We start from the raw sequence: 17,783 nt of genomic DNA, 5'->3' as shown, positions 1-17,783 counted from the left end.
CATGGCAGACCAGACCATCATCACCGACGCGTTGCATGCGTTCGCGGCGTCGATGTCCGACGCCGAATTCGCTTCGTTCACCGCCGCAGTGCGCGAACCGAGCGAGAAGCCCGCACCCGAGTCGACGCCGGCCGAACCCGCCGACGCGGAGTATCCGGCGATCTGGAAGCCGCAGGCCCGATGACGGGCCAGACCGAGGATGACGACACGAAGGGCGAGCGGGCGCTGTCCCTGCTCCGCTCGGGCCGATTGAAGTCTCCACTCGGTGAGGCGACCTACTCGACCGACCCCAAGTACCCGCTGATCTGGAAGCCACCGACCCGTAAGGAGCGTGGATAGATGATTCATATCTCAACGCCTCAGTGCCGACGCCTTGCCGACGCTGTTACCCAGGTGGGCGGCACCGTCCCCGCCGAGCTGCAACAGATCATCGCCAGCCTCGATGCCGTCGCGGCGTGGTCGCCCACCCCACCGCCGAACGTCGAGTCGGCCATCGCAAGCGGCAAGTTCACCGCGAAGAACGCCGCAGCCCTACTCGATGCCGCCCTGTCCGCGCCCTCGGTGGAGTCCGGCGCAGTGCGCAGAGTCGCCGAGCAGCAGCTCGCCCTCAAGTTCCGTCAAGCGGTCAGGGGCTCCGCCGGTGACGCCATCATCGAAGGACTGCGACCAGCATTCGAGACCGCGAGCGCCGGAGTCCGCGCCGCTGCCAATGCTGGGCTCACTGTCGACACCACCGCCGACCAGGTACTCGAGATGGGCGCCGAGGCTGTAGCCGCATGGCAGGACATCGTCGAACACCGCCGAGTTCTCGACGCGATCCACGAGCAGGTCATCAGCGCCCTTGCCGCAACACATGAGTTCGATGTCATCGGCGTCAAACCGTGGATGCAGGTTCCCATCTGGACCCTCATCGTCGCGTTCTACGTGCCCAGCGAGAACACCGACATCGAACGCGCAGCACGCGCCATCACCCCAGAGCACAACGGCGGCCGCGGTGGCCGCTGGCTGCGCCTGCTCACCTCGACCGAGATGAAGCTGAACACCGTGAGCCGTGCTCGCGAAATAGTCGACCACCACACCGCGGCGATTGCAGAAGCTGCACAGCGCCACTACGACGCCACCCACAGCTTCGCGTCATGACGGGTGGGGGGTCACTCCGACCTGGTCAGCAGCGCACGGCGGTACACATAGCACCGCGTCCCATGCGTGCGCCGCGTCCAGCATTTGCCCCCTGGGGGGTGACCCCGACCCGGCTCGTCGGCTCTGGCGAAGCACATAGGCCCTGCCTGTCCGTACGGGATCCGAAGCCGAGCATCCGCAGGTCAGAGAGTTATCGGCCGGGGTCGTTGTTGGCGGAGATTGGACGCGTTGCAAACGCGCTGATCAGGCTATGCGAGTCGTTACACATCGCGAAGTAACCACGAGGGAGAGAGCGGATGCCTGACTACAGTGCCGGAACAGCCAGCGTCGACATCAAGCCCAATTTCGATGGCTTCGTGCGGAAACTCCGCGCAGACCTCGACCGGGTCCAGGCCGAGCTTGATGTCAGCATCGGCGTCGACGACGCCAGTCTCGACGCGGCCGAGGAGAAGATTCGTCGTCGCCTCGGAGGCATCAGTGTCGATATCCAGGTCGGTGCTGATACGCGGGTTGCGGCCGATGAGATCGCAGCGTTGCGGGCGTTGGCCGGTCAGCAAATGACGATCGACGTCGACGCTGACACCTCGGCGGCGGCAGCGCAGATCGCTGGCTTGCGGGGGACGACGGTCGACGTCAACGTTCGCGCCGACCGTGGATCCCTCGATAGCCTGCGGTCGTCCATCGGCTCTGCCAGCCTGTTGAACCTCGGTGCGCTCGGCATCGGGAACCTTCCGGCCGCCGGGTTCGGGCTGGCGTCGATGGGCGCCGACCTGCAGTCGTTGGCACAGACTGGCGCGCTACTGCCCGGCATCTTCGGTGGCGCCGCAGCGGGAATCGGGACGCTCGTCGTCGCTGGGCAAGGCTTGAAGGACTCGTTCTCCGACTCTCCAAAGAAGGCGCAGGCCGCCTACCAAGGGCTCACCCAGGAGGGGCGCGCGCTCGTCGATGTCACCAAGGGCTTCGGTGATCAGTGGACGCGCGTTCAGGAATCGGTGCAATCCACCACCCTCAACGGGTTGGCAGATCCTCTCAAGAGCCTCATCGGTAACCAGCTGCCAGTCCTCGCGCGCAGCATGACGGGGATCTCTGCCCAGTTCAACACTGGTTTCGGAAGCCTGTTCGCCGAGCTGGGCAATAGCAAATCGCAGGCCGCCCTCGAGGCTGGCTTCGCGAACACCGCTACCGCGGTGGGGGTCCTCAATGGCGCACTTGTACCGGCGATCTCGAGTGTCCGCACCCTCGGTGTCACCGGCTCGACATTCCTGCCGCAACTCGCACAAGGGGTCACCAACCTCACGACGCGCCTTGATGCGTTCCTGACTCGCTCGAACGACTCCGGTGACCTGTCGCGGTGGATGCGTGAAGGCACCGATGCCGCAGGCGATCTCGTCTCGGTAGTCGGAAACCTTGGCTCCTCGCTCAACTCGGTCTTCCGCGCCGTCAAGGGCGACGGGGAAGGGTTCCTCGTCACTGTTGACCGACTGAGCGGCCGCATGGCCGAGTGGCTGAAATCGACTGAGGGACAGCAGCAGTTGCGGAGCTTCTTCCATGAAGGCCGCGAGCAGCTGGATCAGTGGGTGCCGATCCTCCAATCGCTGGGAAGCATCCTGAAGTCGGTGTACGAGGCTACGCAGGCTTGGTCTGCGATCCTGATGCCGTTCCTGCAAGCGGCGTCGAGTTTGCTCAGCGGTCACGACGGCCTCTTGAAGACCGCGCTCGTCTCCTACTTGGCATTCAAGACGCTCTCGCCCATCTTCACTGGCCTGCAGGCTGCGATCACCGGCGCCAACGGCGCTCTCACACGGTTCAACTCGGCGCAGGCAACCGCAGGCGTCAGCGGTGCGAACGCGTTCCGGTCCAGCCTGTCGGGGATCGGCGCAATGCTCGGCCCCGGCGGGCTGGTCACGGTCGGTGTGGCCGCGGCCGCGGTCGGTATCGGTCTGCTCGCGCAGCGGCATCAGGAAGCCAAGCAGGCTGCCGAGGAACAGCGGATCGCCCTCGAGGCGCTCGGGCAAACGTTGGACAAGCAGACCGGCAAGGTCACCGAGCAGACGATCGCGCAGGTATCTGAAACGCTCGGCAAGGAAGGGTTTCTCACCCGGGCCGACACGCTCGGCGTGGACAAGAAGGCCCTCGCTGGCGCCGCCGCGGGTATCGACCCCGACGCGAAGGCTGCGATCAACGAACGCCTCACGCAGATCATCCTCGAGCAGCAAGGCTCTGCTGGTGGCCGTTGGAATCAAGCCAAGGTTGGAGGGCTCAACGATCAGGACATCGCGCAAGCGCTGCAGGGCGTGCCAGAGGCGGTCACGAAGTACGGCGACGCGATCGCTGCCGCTCAAGCCAAGATCAACGCGCAAGGCGGCGATGAAGTCCTGCCGAACCTTCAGGTCCTGAAGGCAGCGCTGAACGACATCGGCGAAAGTGCGGCCACCCTCGGCGGCAAGATGAACGACACCAACTCGAGCCTTGCCAAGCTGGGCGAGGAAGCACGGCAGATCGCCGAGGCCCGCGACGGCATTCACGAACTGACCGAGTCCGGCCGCGCGGACTTCACCGCGTTCGGTGTGACTGTGGAGAAGGTCACCAGCCAAAACACCGTCCTATTGAAGTCCGCCACGGATGAGCAGATCGCCAAGCTCCGCGAGCTCGGGTTCACTGCCGACCGACTGCCAGACAAGACCGTGACGGTCACGCTGAACGCCGACCAAGCCAAGGCTGACATCAAGGAGATTGCCGCGCCCGCGGTCAAGACCGTCGAGGTCCGAACCGTCACCCTCACCGGTACCGGCCAGATCACCGCGGGCGATGAATCGCACCCGAGGCCGCTTCCCGGTCGCGCGCTCGGCGGCGAAGTCAGCGGCGGTGTCGCCGGGCGGGACTCAGTGCCCTCGCTGCTCATGCCCGGCGAGCACGTCTTCACCACCTCCGATGTCGACAAGCTCGGCGGACAAGCCGGTGTCTACCGGTTCCGTGCCGCGCTGCAGTCCGGAATGGTCGGCCGGTTCGCAAACGGCGGCGCGGTCGGCTGGAGCGCCGAGGACGAAACCAAGCTCCAATCGGCGATCACCGCGGTCACCCAAGCCGAGGAACGCCGCGCCACACTCGATTTCAACAAGAAGGCCAGCGACGCGGACAAGCGGCAGGCCGACCTCAAGATCGAGAAGGCCAAGCAGAAGGTCGCCGAACTCGAGGGCCGCAAGACGACCGGCGCTCCGGGCGCGACGCTGCTGCCGCAAGTGCCGTTGCCGAATCGTCGGTCTCAGCAAGAGATCCAGAACTTCAACGCACAGCAGGCCGTCGACCAAGCCAACACCGCCCGCAACAGGATCTACAGCGACCCCACCTCGACTCAGGAGCAGAAGCTCAAGGCCGACAACGACTACCTCTCCGCGCAGAACTCACTCGAAAGCACGCGCAAGCAGCAGACGGACCTCGGCTCCGGTGTACTGCCATCGCAGTACACCCTCCCTGGCATAGCCTCCCGTGCGGCCGGCATCCTCACGACGGGGTTGCTGGGTTTCTTCGGCCTCGAGAACTCCATCCTGTCCGACAGCGGCTACTACAGCCAGGCCATAAACACGCTGGGAGGCAGGCTGAGTCAGGGCCAGCAGCAGTCAGGCTCGACCGGCGGCTACGAATACCAGCCCAAGAACTTGCCGGTGGATCCCGAGAAGAAGTCCAGCGACAGCGAATCGAGCAGCACTGAAACCTCGAGCTCCGACGCAAGTTCGCACGAGTTCCAGTCGGGTGGCGGCGCCGAGCAGTGGCGGCCGACGTTCGCGGGCGTCCTGTCGGCATTGGGTATGCCCGCGGGGTGGCTCAGTCTCGGCATCGCGCAGATGCGCACCGAGTCCGGAGGAAACCCGAAGGCCATCAACAACTGGGACTCCAACGCCGCCAAGGGCACGCCGAGCAAGGGGCTCATGCAGGTCATCGACCCGACCTTCCAGTCGTACAAGAGCGCTCTGTACCCGTCGGATATCTGGGATCCGGGCGCGAACATTGCTGCGGCCCTGCGGTATACCGTCGCGCGCTACGGCGGACCGGAAGGCGTGTGGGGCCAAGGGCACGGATACGCCGACGGCGGGTGGGCGTTCGGGCCCGGCACCGGCACCTCGGATTCGATTGACGCGCGGTTGTCGCACGGCGAGTTCGTCGTCAACGCGCAAGCGGCGGCCGCTAATGCGGACTGGCTGCAGGCGATCAACTCCGGATTGTCGATGCGCGCACCCGCATTGCCCCAGGGTCTCAGTGCCCGTAGCAGTGACGCGCCGTCGGTGAACCGTGACCATTCCATGAACTTCGGAGACACCTACGTGATGAATCCGCAGGACTTCATAGATGCGGTTGACAGGCATCAAAGCAAGCAGGCCATCGGGCTGTCGGCGGCGCTCATGTGAGCGCCGGTGACCGGAGTATCCGTGCTACCCCCGGCTTGCTGGCGCCAGCAAGCCGGGGGTACTCGCGCTTGAGTACCCGCTGTTACAGCTCGGGCGGCCGGTTGAATGCGTCGACGGTTGCTTTCGATGTCGATGGGTCCTGCAGCACGAGTTCCCATGGCCCACTGTTGATGTCGAAGCTCTTGCCGAACCCGACCCACTTGCCCGCCATGCGGGTACCGGTCAGCTCGACGAGCAGCTGTATTGCGCCGTGGTAGCGGGCACCTCGGTAGTAGCCTTCCGGCGCGGTCCGCTCCGACCACGTGCCCGTCGCGACGTTCCCGTCGACAGTTAGATCCATCTCCAGACTCGACGCCGCCGAGCCGGGCAGGCTGCGAACCGTCAGCCTGTCGTCGTGCTGGAGAACCACGACGTGGTGCACCGCGGTGAACGTCGCGTCCCTGCCGGTGGAGTAATACTCGTATCTGCTCAACCACACGCCGTTGTGGCCGTTGGCCTGCTGTGTCCGCGCTGGACTCTTTACGGGGTGTACCTGATCGGGGATATCGCCGATAGGCGATTCGACTTCGGTGCCGTCGTCGTTGTCGGAGAGGCTGTGTCCGGCCATGACCATGCCGAAGCCAAGCGTCTCGATGGGCAGGCCCATCACCCGCTCGAGGGCTCGAGCATGAGACGGCCGCGGCTGCATGGTGGTGCCCGCTTCCCACCTCTGCACGAGTCGTTTTGTCGCGCTTTTGCATCCGCCAACTTCGCGGAGTGCTCGTGCGAGGTCGTCCTGGCTCATAAGGCGTGCGTTGCGGGCCGCACGTAGCGCCGTGTTCGGTGTGTTGCCCATGCCGACACGCTAACGGAATGACGCCGGAATGTCGCCCTAAATATTGGCCGATTGACGCCGTCCGTGTCGTCGCTTGGACAAGGCGCGCCGGAACACGCTGGAAGGTGCCCGGCGCGCCGGGGAGTTCTCGAAGCTCCCGAAGCGCCACCGGCCTTTCTGTCCCACGACAAGCCGGTGCCGAGGGCCCCTCGGCGCGTCGGGTCTTCCCTTCCGACGCGCACGACACACCCCAAGGCGGCACGCCCATGCCAGCTCAGTCCATCGCCCTCTTGTTCGTGGCCGCGGCCATAGCCCTGCTGTGGCTGGCCGTCCGCTACCTACTGCCGTGGCTGCTCGACAGAGACACCGCGGTTCCAGAGGGGGCCGTCCACTCGGTGGACATCCTCGAGCGGGTCGCCGCCGAAGGCTCGCTGCGCACCGACTCCTGGCAGCTGGAGCCGTCGCACCGGGCACCGAGCGATCCATACACGCCCGAGCAGGCGCACATCGCCATGCAGCAGCATCGCGATTGCGGCACCGACTTGTGTGCCGCGAAGCACTCGGCGTTCTGGACGCTCGTCGACGCAGGCCATGCTGTCCCCGACGCGAGGGTCGAGCGATGAACACTCCGGAGCTCTCTCGGGAGCAGGCGCGCGCTATGGACCGCTGCGACCGCGTTCCCCACACCCTCGACATCGAGCGCGCGTGGGGGATCGTGAAGATCCACTCCGAGCGCGGAACCTGTACACCGGAGGACTGCCTGCGATTGGCCGCAGCTGTCGGGTTCATCGAGGACGCGGACACCGATCGCCCGCGGGGAATCATGCAGTCCAAAGACGGCGGACTCGCCACCGTCGACAACGAGGGTTGGACGGAGGAAATCAACGCTGCCGCCAACTCTGGAGGGGATGTCCTGTCCGTGGAGCTTCCGGCCGCCGCGATCAACATCGAAGCGACCTCGGTCATCGACACCGAACAGCCGTAGCCCTAGGGGCCACAGTTGGACGCAAAGACGCTCGTACCACGTTGGTACGAGCGTCTTTTGCTTCGCCCAGTGGGCCATCGTTTATTCAACGGATACGCGTCGGAACCGATAAGAACCGCCCAGAACCGTTAGGCCCTTACAGCGGCCGAATATGGGCGCGGTGCAGCGCGGATGCGAATCGTTCGGAGTCGATCAGACGTAGGGTCTGCTAATCCCTAGGTCGCAGGTTCGATTCCTGCCGGGGGCGCAAAACCCGCTGTGACCTGCATAAACTGCAGGCCACAGCGGGAATACCCGAAGCGCACAATGCTTAAACACCTACGGATATCAGACGCATAGGCCCTGCTACCGGGTGGAACACACCCGCCACTCGCGGTGCCGGCCGCCCAGTCACCCGGCGTAGCCAGCTGCGGCTACCGCAGCGTCCAGCAGTTCTGCAAGTACCTCGTCCGCGAGGACCTCCTACCGGATGATCCGTTCCTCGAGGTGCGCCGGCCGACCGTCCCGAACAAGCCGATATAGATGCCTCGCATCGAAGTGCTCCAAAAATTGCTGATCGAGTGCGAGGGAACAGATTTCGCGGCTCGACGGGACACCCCGATGATCGGCCGCGCCCCATCGCCGGACGACGGGCGATCGGTCGCCTATTTCGGAGTCGTGGCCTGTTCCAGGAAGGGTGTGATCGCCGGGAGCAGCAGGTCTGCGCGGTACATCATGTCGTAATGGGTTGTGCCCGGCGCGACTACCATGCGAGCGCCGCCGAGCAGAGCACCGAGTTCCTCGGCATGCTGTGGGCGGACGACGTCGGATTCGGCCAGCACCAGCAGCGTCGGCACCCTGATCGCCGCGACCTGCGCGGTCCAGTCATAGCTCTCGGTAAGGAGTTGTCTGGTCTTGGTGACCAGCGCCGACCAGTCGGCCGGATTCGGGGCGGTGGCGGTGTAGAGCGCGTGGATGGGGGTCTCCAGCATGGTGTCGGGGTTCAACGCCGCCATGCCCGCCTGCCCCTCCGGCGTCCATCCGTCACTGCGGAACGGCGCCGAGATGACGACCTGCCGGCCGACCAGTTCCGGGTGGCGGCCGGCCAGTTGCAGGGCGACGCCGCCGCCCAGCGAGTAGCCGAGCACGTCGGCCTTCCCGAGGCCGAGATGGGTGATCAGACCGGAGATGTCGTCGGCCATCAGCTCGAAGCGCAGGGGGCGATCGATATCGCCGGTATGCCCGTGCGCCTGCAGGTCGACCGTGATGACCTTCCTGGTCTTGGCGAGTTCGGGCAGCAGGGCGACGAAGGTGGTATCAGCGGTGCCGAGGCCGCCGTGCAACAGCACGAGGGGCCGGCCCGCGCCGTGCACCTCATAGTAGAGCTGGAGGCCGTTGATCGGGGCGTAGAAGCCTTTTCCGTCGGCACTCGCACGGTCGGGCGCGGCCGCCGAAGTGGTGGGGCTCGAGGCAGTTTGGCTCTCTTCGGTACCGCATCCGGTGATGAGCAGCGCGGCCACAGCGGCCATGGCGCAGAACGGCTTCGTGATTTTCATGGAGATTGCCTTTGCTATTTATGGCCGGGGTTTATGCCGCGATGCCGGTGAGTGCTACGCCCGCTGGAGTCATGATGCTTTCCATATCCGGCGCCTTTCCTCCGATGACCATTCGGCCATCGCCACTGAAGTGTCATCAGCAATGACGGCGGTCGTGTTCGAACTTCATCGCTGCACCGGTTAGGTGAAATGTGATTCAGCACACAGTGACTCACTGTGCGGCAGCGGTGCCCATGAACGCAGCGGCGGCACATCGGTCGAGCATCCATTTCTTCCTGGCACGATGGGCCGGCGTGGGCGCGAATTTCGACCGGCTCGAGCCCTGGCCGAAAATCTGCGTGCCGGCGCCGCGGTTGAGCGGGACGGCTGCACCGAACCGGTCCCGGTGACCGGGCAATTCCCTCCCGCAGCCGGGCCCGCCACCGTACTTTCGGCGAGGTGGAGAAACTGGTCTTCGTCCTGCGGCATACCGATAGTGATGCCACCGAGTCGTGGTGTACCGCACTGCGCACCACCGTGGCCGACCGTCTCGTCGAACTCGGGGCGGCGGGTGTCACCGTCTACGTCCGCGATGCTGCGGTGCACGGCGCGCTGATGCGCTACGCAACGATGGATCCGCCGATCGCCGCGGTCGTCACGGTCTGGGTCGAGCAGAGCTACGGCGTCCAGGCGGCGGACACCCTCGGCGAGGTCTCTGCCGCGGTGCACGGCTATCTGGTGACCGAGTCGGTGCCGCTACGGCTGGACGATTCGATCCCGGCGCGGACCGAAGGCTTCGGAAACCTGGCATTCCTGCGCAGGCCCGCCGAGCTCACGCCGGAGGAATGGCTGAGCCGCTGGCAGGGGCAGCACACCGCGGTGGCGGTCGAGACGCAATCGACGTTCGGCTATACGCAGAACGTAGTGGTCCGGGCGATCACGCCGGACGCGCCGGTCATCGATGCCATTGTCGAGGAACAGTTTCCGGCCGCGGCGCTCACCGATCCGATGGGCTGGTACGGCGCCCGGGACGCGGCCGAGTTCCAGGATCGGGTCGGGCGGATGATGGCGTCGGTCGCGCGGATCGGGGCCGATCGCAACCTCGATACCGTGTCGGTGAGCAGATATCCGGTCCGAAACCCGTTCGTTGTGACGAATCCCGCTGCGGTACAGAAGAACACCGACGCATGAGATTCACCTACTCGCAGGCGATGACCGATCCGGCACATTATGTGCCGCTGGCGCGGGCCGCCGAGGCGGCCGGGTTCACCAGCATGTCTGTGGCCGACAGCATCGCCTATCCGGCCGAGTCCGACTCGACCTACCCGTACTCCCGCGACGGTAATCGCGAATTCCTAGAGGACAAACCGTTCGTCGAGGCCTTGGTGCTGTCGTCGGCTTTGGCAGCCGCGACCACAACGCTTCGGGTGCTGCCGTTCGTGCTCAAGCTGGCAATCCGGCCGCCGGTGCTGGTCGCCAAACAGGCCGGTTCGCTGGCCTGTTTGAGCGGCAATCGATTCGGGCTCGGCGTCGGAATCAGTCCGTGGCCAGAGGACTTCGCGATCATGGGCGTCCCGTTCGAACGCCGCGGCAAGCGGATGGACGAATGCGTGCAGATCATCCGCGGGCTGTGCGCGGGCGGCTACTTCGAGTTCCACGGCGAGTTCTACGACATCCAGCGGATCAAGCTGACGCCCACGCCGACCGAGCCACTGCCGATCCTGGTCGGCGGGCACAGCGATGCGGCATTGCGCCGGGCCGTGCGGCTCGGCGACGGGTGGATGCACGCGGGCGGCGACGATGCGGAGCTGACCCGGCTACTCGACCGGGTCGATGAACTGCGTAGCGAGCGTGATGATCCGAGGTCTCCATTCGAAATCCACGTCGTCGCACCCGATGCCTACTCCCTCGATGGGGTGAAACGGCTGGAGGATCGGGGCGTTACCGATGTCATCGTCGGGTTCCGCCCCTCCTACCGGCACGGACTCGACGTCGAGCCGCTGGCCGCAAAAATCGACCGGCTGGAGCAATACGCGGAGACCATTATCGCCAACTCACCACGATGATCCGCGCGCGGCGCTGCCGACGGGCTCCGCGTCAGGTGGCCGTGGTCGTCATCGGTGGAAGGTACTCGCCGACCAGCTCGCGATGCCACCATTGTCGTTCGCGCCGCAACTCGTCGCGGGTTGTGTATCGGTACACGTAAATCCGCGCCCGCACGAACCGCGGCGGAGCGTCGGGGAAGGGGCACCGGCGCAGCAGTCGCAGTGTGGCGGGGTCGTTTCGCAACAGTCGCTCGACGAAGGCGAACAGCCAGCCGCGGGCGTACATCGGCGAGATCGCGGCGAACCACATCAGCCAATCCAACCGCAAATGGTAGGGGGCCCATTGCCTCGGCAATCGGCGCGGATCACCCGGCTTGCCTTTGAACTCGTACTCCCGCCACCGCGTCCGCTCGGTGATCTCCGCGTCTTCGGTGCCCTCGAACACCACCTCCTCGCGGATACGGCCGATACTTCCGAAGGCCCCGTAAGCATTGACCAGGCGAAAAGGATTGAAGGACGTGTTCATTCGTTGATGCCGGGAGATCAGATTGCGCGCGGGCCAGTAGCTCAGGACCACCACCGCGACGGTGAACGCGATCACCAGACCGGCGAACCACTGTGGTGCGCCGGGCAATGACGGCGCGTCCGGCACGGGCAGCACGGCCGCGGCCGACGATCCATCGATCGCGGTGGCGGCCAGCAGAATCGTCACCCAGTTCAGCCAGGCGAAGTTTCCGGACAGCACCAGCCACAGCTGGGTGACGATGAGGAACGCCGCCGCCACACTCGCTACCGGCTGGGGTGCGAACAGCCCGAAGGGCACGACGAGTTGAGCGAAGTGGTTGGCCGCTACCTCCACTCGATGCATCGGCTTGGGCAGATGGTGGAAGAACCAGCTCAGTGGACCGGGCATCGGCTGGGTCTCGTGGTGGTAGTACAGGCAGGTCAGATCCCGCCAGCAGGAATCCCCGCGCAGCTTTATCAGTCCCGCGCCGAACTCCACCCGGAACAACAGCCATCGCGCCAGCCACAGCACAAGCACCGGCGGCGCCACCTGATCATTGCCGAGGAAGATCGCGAGGAACCCGGCCTCCAGCAGCAGCGACTCCCATCCGAACGCGTACCACGCCTGCCCCACATTGACGATCGACAGATACAGCACCCACAGCACCGCCCACAGCAGCATCGCCGCCCACAGCGGCACGAGATCAAGCGCTCCGGCCACGATCGCGGCCGACAGCACGACGCCGGACCAGGCGACGACGGCGAAGAACCGATCCGAGTAGTAGAACTGAAAGATGCTGGGGGCCAGGCGAAACGAGACCAGGCGCACGAACCGCGGCACCGGCAGCATCCCCCGCTCACCGATCAGCGCTCGGAATTGCCGCGCGGCCGCCAGGAAAGCGATCAGATAGATGACGCCCAGGCCGTGCTGGAAGACCAGCCTGCCCAACCAGTACTCGGATTCGGTGAAGGACATCATTGCCCGCTCCCCCACACCGCCTCCAGCACCACCGAGATCGAATCCGGCAAACCCGACGCGGCGGCTGTACACGGTAGATCACCGACTGGTGTCATACCTGGGCGGTACCCGGGAACCGGGCGGGCAAACTCAGCGCAGGGCGAGGCCCATGCCGTGGATCGGCGAGCTCATCGGTACTCGGTACTGCCTACCCGACACCGATCCATAACAGCATCGGGAAGTAGGTCGATGAGGCTTTCTCCCGCCCCTTCGAAGGCAGCCCATTCCACGCATGCAAACCGGACAGCCATGCAGTGGTACTCGACATCAGCTGAACCAGCCTCCCCCGGTCGAACCCTGCCCATCGCCGACTGACCGTCCGGCAGGCGGCGAGAGCCCCTGCGAAACGAACGTCAGCAGCCCAGCTGGGCCACCATCGGCAATCCTGTACAGTCTGTGGCGGCCAGAACCGGCCTTGCAAAGTCGTGAACGTCATCGGTGTCAGCCCTTTCCGATTGCCAGGTGCCCCTTCTGGTTTGCGACCGGAGTCCGATCGCCTGGAACCATTGCTGCCGCAATTGCGTTCCCGGACAAGACTTTCCATGAGTGGGAACATTTGAGCTCGAGGAGCTGGAAGGATCCAGCCGACTCGATTGGCTGTGCGCAGGGAGGCGTCGGATTGGCTTCACGCTTGGCACGCAACAGGTCTCACCGAATCCGGGCTGCCCTGACTGCGCTCGCCCTCGGAGCGAGCATGTTCGGTGTCCCCGCCGTGGCATCGGCGGATGACGGAGCGGATCCCTACCTCGATCGTCTCGCCGAAGCAGCGGCCACTCCGACACTGTCATGGTCGGACTGCCAGGACGGATTCCAGTGCGCCTCCGCACAGGTTCCACTGGACTACAACCTGCCGAACGGCGAACAGATCGAGCTGGCGACGATCAAATTGCCCGCCGCGGATCCGAGCCGACGGATCGGAACCCTGTTCGTCAACTTCGGTGGACCGGGCCCGTCCGGCGTCGACCGGCTGCGGGAGCGGGCGCGGTGGCCGTGGCTGTTCTCCGATGAGCTGCGGGCTCGGTTCGACATCGTCTCCTGGGACTCGCGATCGGTGGCGCGCAGCGCGGCCGCGAGATGCTTTCGCGATATCGACGAACAACAGGCGTTCCTCGGGTCCTTTCCGGACATGCCCACCGATGCGAGCGGCGAGGCAGCGTTTTTCGCCAGTTCCGCCGAGCTCGCCGATCGTTGCAAGCAGCTGGCAGGCCCGATTCTCGATCATGCCTCGACCGCCAACACCGCACGTGACCTGGACCTGCTGCGCCGCGCGGTCGGCGATCCACAACTGACCTATCACGGTATTTCGTACGGCACCCAGCTCGGCGCGGTCTACTCGAACATGTTCCCGAGCCGAGTGCGGGCGTTGGTGCTGGACGGATCGATGGACTTCGAGGGCAACACCAACGGCCATGGCGGCGAAGGCCCGACGGTTCCGCTCGATACCAGGCAGGATGTCGCGGGCGGCATCGCCGCGACCTTCGATGCATTCCTGCGAGATTGTTCGGCCGCCGGGCCGCGCTGTGCCTTCTCCTCCGGCGACCCGAAGCTCAAGTGGGCAGTGCTCGCGGAGCGAGCGCGGCTGGCCCCTATCAAGGTCGACGGTCAGACATGGAACTACGCGGCGGTCATCAACGCCGCCGCCGAGCTATCCAAGCCGTCGGACTACCCCGACCTCGCCGTACTGCTGCAGAAGTTGTTCGATACGGGCACCGCTATCCCCGGCGTGCGGCCGGTTGCACAACAAGCCACCTACCTGGGCAATCGCACCGAAGCCTTCTACACGATCCAGTGCAGCGATTCCGTCGTCCCGACCGATCCCGCCGTCTACAGTCGCGCCGCGGCCTCGGAGGACCAGCGAGTGAAATACTTCGGGCGCATCGGTGTCTTCGACGCGCTCCCCTGCGCGTTCTGGCAGGGCCACGACGCCGACCGGTACACCGGCCCGTGGAACCGCCGCACCGCCGCACCGATTCTCGTGCTCAACAGCAGATCGGATCCCGCGACACCGTTGCGTGGCGCCTACGCGGGCGCCGCGGAACTGGCCACGGCACAGGTGGTGGTGATCGAGGGCGCGGGCCATAGCAGCATGTACGTGCAGAGCACCTGCGCCGAACAGGTCAAACGCGAGTACCTGTTCTCGGGCCTGCTGCCGCCGGAGCGCACCGGTTGCGCTATCGATAAGTCCCCGTTCGACTGACGCCGGTCAGCCGCAGATCGCCTCGACCGCCCCGACGAGCAGCGCCAATCCGCGTTCGAGTTCGTCGTCGGTGATGGTCAACGGCGGCAGGAGTTTCACAACCTCGTCGGCCGAGCCGGAGGTTTCGACAAGCAGGCCGCGCTCGAAAGCCAGTTGGCATACCTTGACCGCGTGCGACGCGTCTTCGAACACCACGCCGTGCACCAGGCCGCGGCCGCGGGTCGAGAGGCCGGGGAAGGGGGCGACGAGCTCGACCAGCGCCTGAGCTGTGCGCTCCCCTTTGGCCAGCACAGCTTTCTGCAGAGCACCGTCGGACCAGTAGTGCTCCAGTGCCACCCTGGCCGTGACGAAGGCCGGGTTGTTGCCGCGAAAGGTGCCGTTGTGCTCGCCGGGCGCCCATTGATCGAGTTCCGGTTTGAACAGCACCAGCGCCATCGGCAAGCCGTAGCCGCCGATCGATTTCGAGAGGGTGACGATGTCGGGGGTAATGCCCGCGACCTCGAAGGAGAAGAACGGGCCGGTGCGGCCGCAGCCCATCTGCACGTCGTCGACGATCAACATGACGCCGCGGGCCACACACAGTTCGGCGAGCTGCCGAAGCCATTCCGCGCGTGCCACATTGACCCCACCCTCGCCCTGCACCGTCTCCACGATCACCGCGGCGGGTTGGTCCACGCCCGAGGAAGGATCGTCGAGGGCGCGGCGCATCCAGCCCAGTTCGTCGGCCGCATCGAGGTAGCCGTCGTAGGGCATCGGTGTCACGTGCACCAACGGCACCCCTGCGCCTGCACGTTTCGCGGCATTGCCGGTGACCGACAACGCGCCGAGCGACATTCCGTGAAAAGCATTGGTGAAGTTGAGAATCGTTTGCCGACCGGTGACCTTGCGGGCCAGCTTCAGTGCCGCCTCCACCGCGTTGGCACCGGTGGGTCCGGGGAACTGCACCTTGTAGTCGAGGCCACGCGGGGCGAAGACGGTGTCGCGCAGGGTTTCCAGCAGTCGGCGTTTGGCGACCGTAGACATGTCCAGCCCGTGGGTTATCCCGTCGCCCACCAGGTAATCGATCAAGGCACGCTTGAGGACCGGATTGTTGTGGCCGTAGTTCAGTGCCCCCGCGCCCGCGAAGAAGTCCAGGTAGTCCTTGCCGTTCTCGTCGCGCAGCCAGGCCCCGCTCGCGGTGTCGAACACCGTGGGCCAGGACCGGCAGTACCCACGGACATTCGACTCGAGTTCCTCGAAAACGGTCATCTCGGTGTTGTTTCGATCGACCGGTAAGCAGTCGCCGGTCGGACCGACCTGCGCAGCGGTGACAGTCATCGACGATCCTTCCTGTCGTGCACGAGCAGCTCCGTCGGGTGGCGGCGACGACAGATCTGAAGTGACTGTGTTTCTAACACTGGCGCACCGAGTTCGCAGCACTTTTCCAAAAATCGCGCGCAGACCTTCCGCGCGTCCGCTCGCCCCCTCTAGAGTTGACTGTTTGTGCACGCCAGAGCGGAGGGGGAAGGTTGGCTCGCCGTAGCAGTGCACCTTCGGCGGGCGATTATGGTGTATGTACGCCTCGCTAGAGCAGGTTTCCGGCGGCAGTCACAGTACAAACTCGCGATGTTCGCCGGGCTCTTCACGAACTGCGTGTTCGGATTCGTCCGGGCCGCGGTCATGATGGCCGCGGTCCGCGCCTCGGACGGCTTCGGCGGTTACGACGAGGGCACGATCGGCGCCTATGTCTGGCTGTCTCAGGGGCTGCTGGGCGCAACCCAATTCATGGGTCCGCCATTGGAACTCGTCGACCGGGTCAAGAATGGCGATATTGCGATCGACTTCTTGCGACCGGTCGATGTCCAATTCAGTTATCTGGCTGCCGATCTCGGCCGGGCGGCGGCCACCATCCTGCCGCGCGGCGTGCCCAGCGTGCTCGTCGGCATGCTCACCTTCGGAATGACCATGCCGAACACGCCGGCTCCCTATCTGCTCGGGTTGCTCAGCGTGCTGCTTGCCGTGGCGTTGTCTTTCCTGTGCCTGTTCGCGGTCGGGCTGATCGGATTCTGGGTAGTGGAAACACGTGGCCTGCGAGTGCTGTACCAGATTTGCGGCACGTTTCTGGCCGGGTTGTTCGTGCCGGTGCACATGTTCCCGGGCTGGCTGCGCACGATGGCGCATATCACCCCGTTTCCGTCGATCCTGCAGTCCCCGATCGACATCCTGTCGGGCCGGGTCACCGGCATCGATGCGGTGACGGTCGTTGCCACACAGGTGTTCTGGGTGCTCCTGATCGGCGCGATGGGCCGGGTGTTGCTCGCGGCAGGGCGCCGCAGGCTGGAGGTGCAAGGTGGCTGAGCCGCCGTTCGTGCCCGCACCCGCCGGCACCTGGTGCACACCGTATGCGGCCGTGCTCGCGTCCCGGATCCGCGCTCAGCAAACATACCGATTGTCCTTTGCCAGTGAGGTATTCAGCGCCTTCCTGATCGGGCTCGTCGAGTTTGCCGAGGTGTGGGTCATCTTCCACAATGTCCGGGTGCTCGGCGGCCTCGACCTGGACGGCGCGCTGCTCTTGTTCGGGCTGAGCAATACGAGTTTCGCGCTGGCTCAGGTCTTGTTCGGCCACCTGGATTCACTGCCGGTCCTCATCCGGATGGGCACGATCGACGCCTACTACCTACGTCCGCAGCCGTTGCTGCTGCAGCTCATCACCAGTGATATCTCGCTGCGCCGCCTCGCCCGCGCCTCGGTCGCGATCGTCGTGCTCGGCCTCGGCCTGATTCGTAACGATATCTGCTGGGGCCCTGACACATTGGCACTCCTGGCGGCTACACTGACCAGTGGTATCGCCGTATTCGGCGGCCTGTTCGTGTGCGCCGCCGGCGCACAGTTCTTCCTGATCGACGGATCCGAACTGACCAACAGTTTCACCTATGGCGGGTCGTTCGCCGCCATGCAACCCGCGTCGGTGTTTCCGACCCCGCTGAAGCTGTTGTTCGGATTCGCCATCCCGGTTTCGTTCACGGCCTATCTACCCACCATCGCACTGCTCGACCTGCCTGGACCGCCGCTGCTGCCGGCCTGGCTGGCTTGGCTGACCCCACTAGCGGCGATATGGGTATGGCTGCTCGCGCTCGGCTTGTGGCGAATCGGTACTCGGCACTATCAGGGAGGCGGCGGATAA

The 17,783-nt window shown here is 65.3% G+C and carries 16 protein-coding genes; 12 read left to right on the top strand and 4 right to left on the bottom strand.

Going from position 1 to position 17,783, the window contains the following annotated elements; genetic code table 11:
* Window position 1 precedes the first annotated feature (1 nt).
* From OHQ90_RS12855 to OHQ90_RS12840, 4 genes are all read left to right on the top strand, one after another.
* Complete coding sequence (locus OHQ90_RS12855) at window positions 2–184, top strand: hypothetical protein (RefSeq protein ID WP_328410331.1); 183 nt, start codon at window positions 2–4, stop codon at window positions 182–184.
* The gene (locus OHQ90_RS12850) at window positions 181–339 is read left to right on the top strand and encodes a hypothetical protein (protein WP_328410329.1); all 159 of its coding nucleotides are present in this window, start codon (window positions 181–183) and stop codon (window positions 337–339) included. The genes OHQ90_RS12855 and OHQ90_RS12850 overlap by 4 nt, the downstream gene beginning before the upstream one ends.
* Complete coding sequence (locus tag OHQ90_RS12845) at window positions 340–1,140, top strand: hypothetical protein (RefSeq protein WP_328410327.1); 801 nt, start codon at window positions 340–342, stop codon at window positions 1,138–1,140.
* A 296-nt stretch (window positions 1,141–1,436) separates the two neighbouring features.
* Entirely contained in the window at window positions 1,437–5,543 is a 4,107-nt protein-coding gene (locus OHQ90_RS12840) for a lytic transglycosylase domain-containing protein (RefSeq protein ID WP_328410324.1), read from the top strand.
* A gap of 82 nt (window positions 5,544–5,625) precedes the next feature.
* Here the strand turns inward: OHQ90_RS12840 and OHQ90_RS12835 are convergent, their stop codons facing one another.
* Window positions 5,626–6,258, bottom strand: a complete 633-nt coding sequence (locus tag OHQ90_RS12835) for an XRE family transcriptional regulator (RefSeq protein ID WP_328410322.1) — start codon at window positions 6,256–6,258, stop codon at window positions 5,626–5,628.
* Between the two features lie 365 nt (window positions 6,259–6,623).
* Here OHQ90_RS12835 and OHQ90_RS12830 point away from each other — a divergent pair, with 365 nt between their 5' ends.
* Both OHQ90_RS12830 and OHQ90_RS12825 read left to right on the top strand, forming a co-directional pair.
* On the top strand, window positions 6,624–6,980 hold the full coding sequence (locus tag OHQ90_RS12830; protein WP_328410321.1) for a hypothetical protein: 357 nt from the start codon (window positions 6,624–6,626) through the stop codon (window positions 6,978–6,980).
* Window positions 6,977–7,342, top strand: a complete 366-nt coding sequence (locus OHQ90_RS12825; protein ID WP_328410319.1) for a hypothetical protein — start codon at window positions 6,977–6,979, stop codon at window positions 7,340–7,342. Before OHQ90_RS12830 ends, OHQ90_RS12825 begins: the two co-directional genes overlap by 4 nt.
* A gap of 644 nt (window positions 7,343–7,986) precedes the next feature.
* Here the strand turns inward: OHQ90_RS12825 and OHQ90_RS12820 are convergent.
* Window positions 7,987–8,877 (bottom strand): alpha/beta fold hydrolase, encoded by an 891-nt coding sequence (locus OHQ90_RS12820; RefSeq protein WP_328410317.1) that lies wholly within the window; start codon window positions 8,875–8,877, stop codon window positions 7,987–7,989.
* On the opposite strand from OHQ90_RS12820, the gene OHQ90_RS12815 reads away from it, so the two are divergent.
* The 3 genes from OHQ90_RS12815 to OHQ90_RS12805 all read left to right on the top strand — a co-directional run bounded on the left by OHQ90_RS12815 (window position 8,867) and on the right by OHQ90_RS12805 (window position 10,922).
* The gene (locus OHQ90_RS12815) at window positions 8,867–9,061 is read left to right on the top strand and encodes a hypothetical protein (RefSeq protein ID WP_328410315.1); all 195 of its coding nucleotides are present in this window, start codon (window positions 8,867–8,869) and stop codon (window positions 9,059–9,061) included. The two genes, OHQ90_RS12820 and OHQ90_RS12815, sit on opposite strands and share 11 nt — an antisense overlap.
* Before the next feature lie 254 nt (window positions 9,062–9,315).
* Window positions 9,316–10,047: a hypothetical protein gene (locus OHQ90_RS12810; RefSeq protein ID WP_328410313.1), complete on the top strand. Its 732-nt coding sequence runs from the start codon at window positions 9,316–9,318 to the stop codon at window positions 10,045–10,047.
* Window positions 10,044–10,922, top strand: coding sequence for a TIGR03619 family F420-dependent LLM class oxidoreductase (locus tag OHQ90_RS12805; protein ID WP_328410311.1), 879 nt, complete (start codon window positions 10,044–10,046; stop codon window positions 10,920–10,922). The genes OHQ90_RS12810 and OHQ90_RS12805 overlap by 4 nt, the downstream gene beginning before the upstream one ends.
* A gap of 31 nt (window positions 10,923–10,953) precedes the next feature.
* On the opposite strand, the gene OHQ90_RS12800 is transcribed toward OHQ90_RS12805, so the two are convergent.
* Window positions 10,954–12,384: a lipase maturation factor family protein gene (locus OHQ90_RS12800; RefSeq protein WP_328410309.1), complete on the bottom strand. Its 1,431-nt coding sequence runs from the start codon at window positions 12,382–12,384 to the stop codon at window positions 10,954–10,956.
* Window positions 12,385–13,117: 733 nt separating this feature from the next.
* On the opposite strand from OHQ90_RS12800, the gene OHQ90_RS12795 reads away from it, so the two are divergent.
* The gene (locus tag OHQ90_RS12795; RefSeq protein WP_328410307.1) at window positions 13,118–14,620 is read left to right on the top strand and encodes an alpha/beta fold hydrolase; all 1,503 of its coding nucleotides are present in this window, start codon (window positions 13,118–13,120) and stop codon (window positions 14,618–14,620) included.
* 6 nt (window positions 14,621–14,626) lie between these two features.
* On the opposite strand, the gene ectB is transcribed toward OHQ90_RS12795, so the two are convergent.
* Entirely contained in the window at window positions 14,627–15,868 is a 1,242-nt protein-coding gene (gene ectB, locus OHQ90_RS12790) for a diaminobutyrate--2-oxoglutarate transaminase (protein WP_328412797.1), read from the bottom strand.
* Between the two features lie 357 nt (window positions 15,869–16,225).
* Here ectB and OHQ90_RS12785 point away from each other — a divergent pair, with 357 nt between their 5' ends.
* Together OHQ90_RS12785 and OHQ90_RS12780 are read left to right on the top strand one after the other, a co-directional pair.
* Window positions 16,226–16,957 carry an ABC transporter permease gene (locus tag OHQ90_RS12785; protein ID WP_328410305.1) on the top strand — a complete coding sequence of 244 codons (732 nt, stop codon included), beginning with the start codon at window positions 16,226–16,228 and terminating at the stop codon, window positions 16,955–16,957.
* On the top strand, window positions 16,950–17,783 hold the full coding sequence (locus tag OHQ90_RS12780) for an ABC transporter permease (RefSeq protein ID WP_328410303.1): 834 nt from the start codon (window positions 16,950–16,952) through the stop codon (window positions 17,781–17,783). Before OHQ90_RS12785 ends, OHQ90_RS12780 begins: the two co-directional genes overlap by 8 nt.

Origin of the sequence: Nocardia sp. NBC_00403, from assembly GCF_036046055.1 — a bacterium.
GTDB lineage: Bacteria > Actinomycetota > Actinomycetes > Mycobacteriales > Mycobacteriaceae > Nocardia.
This window is presented reverse-complemented; position numbering and strand designations above follow the sequence as displayed.

Bases quoted from the DNA above. Each gene is read 5' to 3' on its own strand.
- OHQ90_RS12800 (WP_328410309.1), bottom strand. From the start codon at position 12,384: ATGATGTCCTTCACCGAATCCGAGTACTGGTTGGGCAGGCTGGTCTTC.
- OHQ90_RS12850 (WP_328410329.1), top strand. From the start codon at position 181: ATGACGGGCCAGACCGAGGATGACGACACGAAGGGCGAGCGGGCGCTG.
- OHQ90_RS12855 (WP_328410331.1), top strand. From the start codon at position 2: ATGGCAGACCAGACCATCATCACCGACGCGTTGCATGCGTTCGCGGCG.
- OHQ90_RS12840 (WP_328410324.1), top strand. From the start codon at position 1,437: ATGCCTGACTACAGTGCCGGAACAGCCAGCGTCGACATCAAGCCCAAT.
- OHQ90_RS12820 (WP_328410317.1), bottom strand. From the start codon at position 8,877: ATGAAAATCACGAAGCCGTTCTGCGCCATGGCCGCTGTGGCCGCGCTG.
- OHQ90_RS12825 (WP_328410319.1), top strand. From the start codon at position 6,977: ATGAACACTCCGGAGCTCTCTCGGGAGCAGGCGCGCGCTATGGACCGC.
- OHQ90_RS12805 (WP_328410311.1), top strand. From the start codon at position 10,044: ATGAGATTCACCTACTCGCAGGCGATGACCGATCCGGCACATTATGTG.
- OHQ90_RS12845 (WP_328410327.1), top strand. From the start codon at position 340: ATGATTCATATCTCAACGCCTCAGTGCCGACGCCTTGCCGACGCTGTT.
- OHQ90_RS12830 (WP_328410321.1), top strand. From the start codon at position 6,624: ATGCCAGCTCAGTCCATCGCCCTCTTGTTCGTGGCCGCGGCCATAGCC.
- OHQ90_RS12795 (WP_328410307.1), top strand. From the start codon at position 13,118: ATGTTCGGTGTCCCCGCCGTGGCATCGGCGGATGACGGAGCGGATCCC.
- ectB (WP_328412797.1), bottom strand. From the start codon at position 15,868: ATGACCGTTTTCGAGGAACTCGAGTCGAATGTCCGTGGGTACTGCCGG.
- OHQ90_RS12785 (WP_328410305.1), top strand. From the start codon at position 16,226: ATGTTCGCCGGGCTCTTCACGAACTGCGTGTTCGGATTCGTCCGGGCC.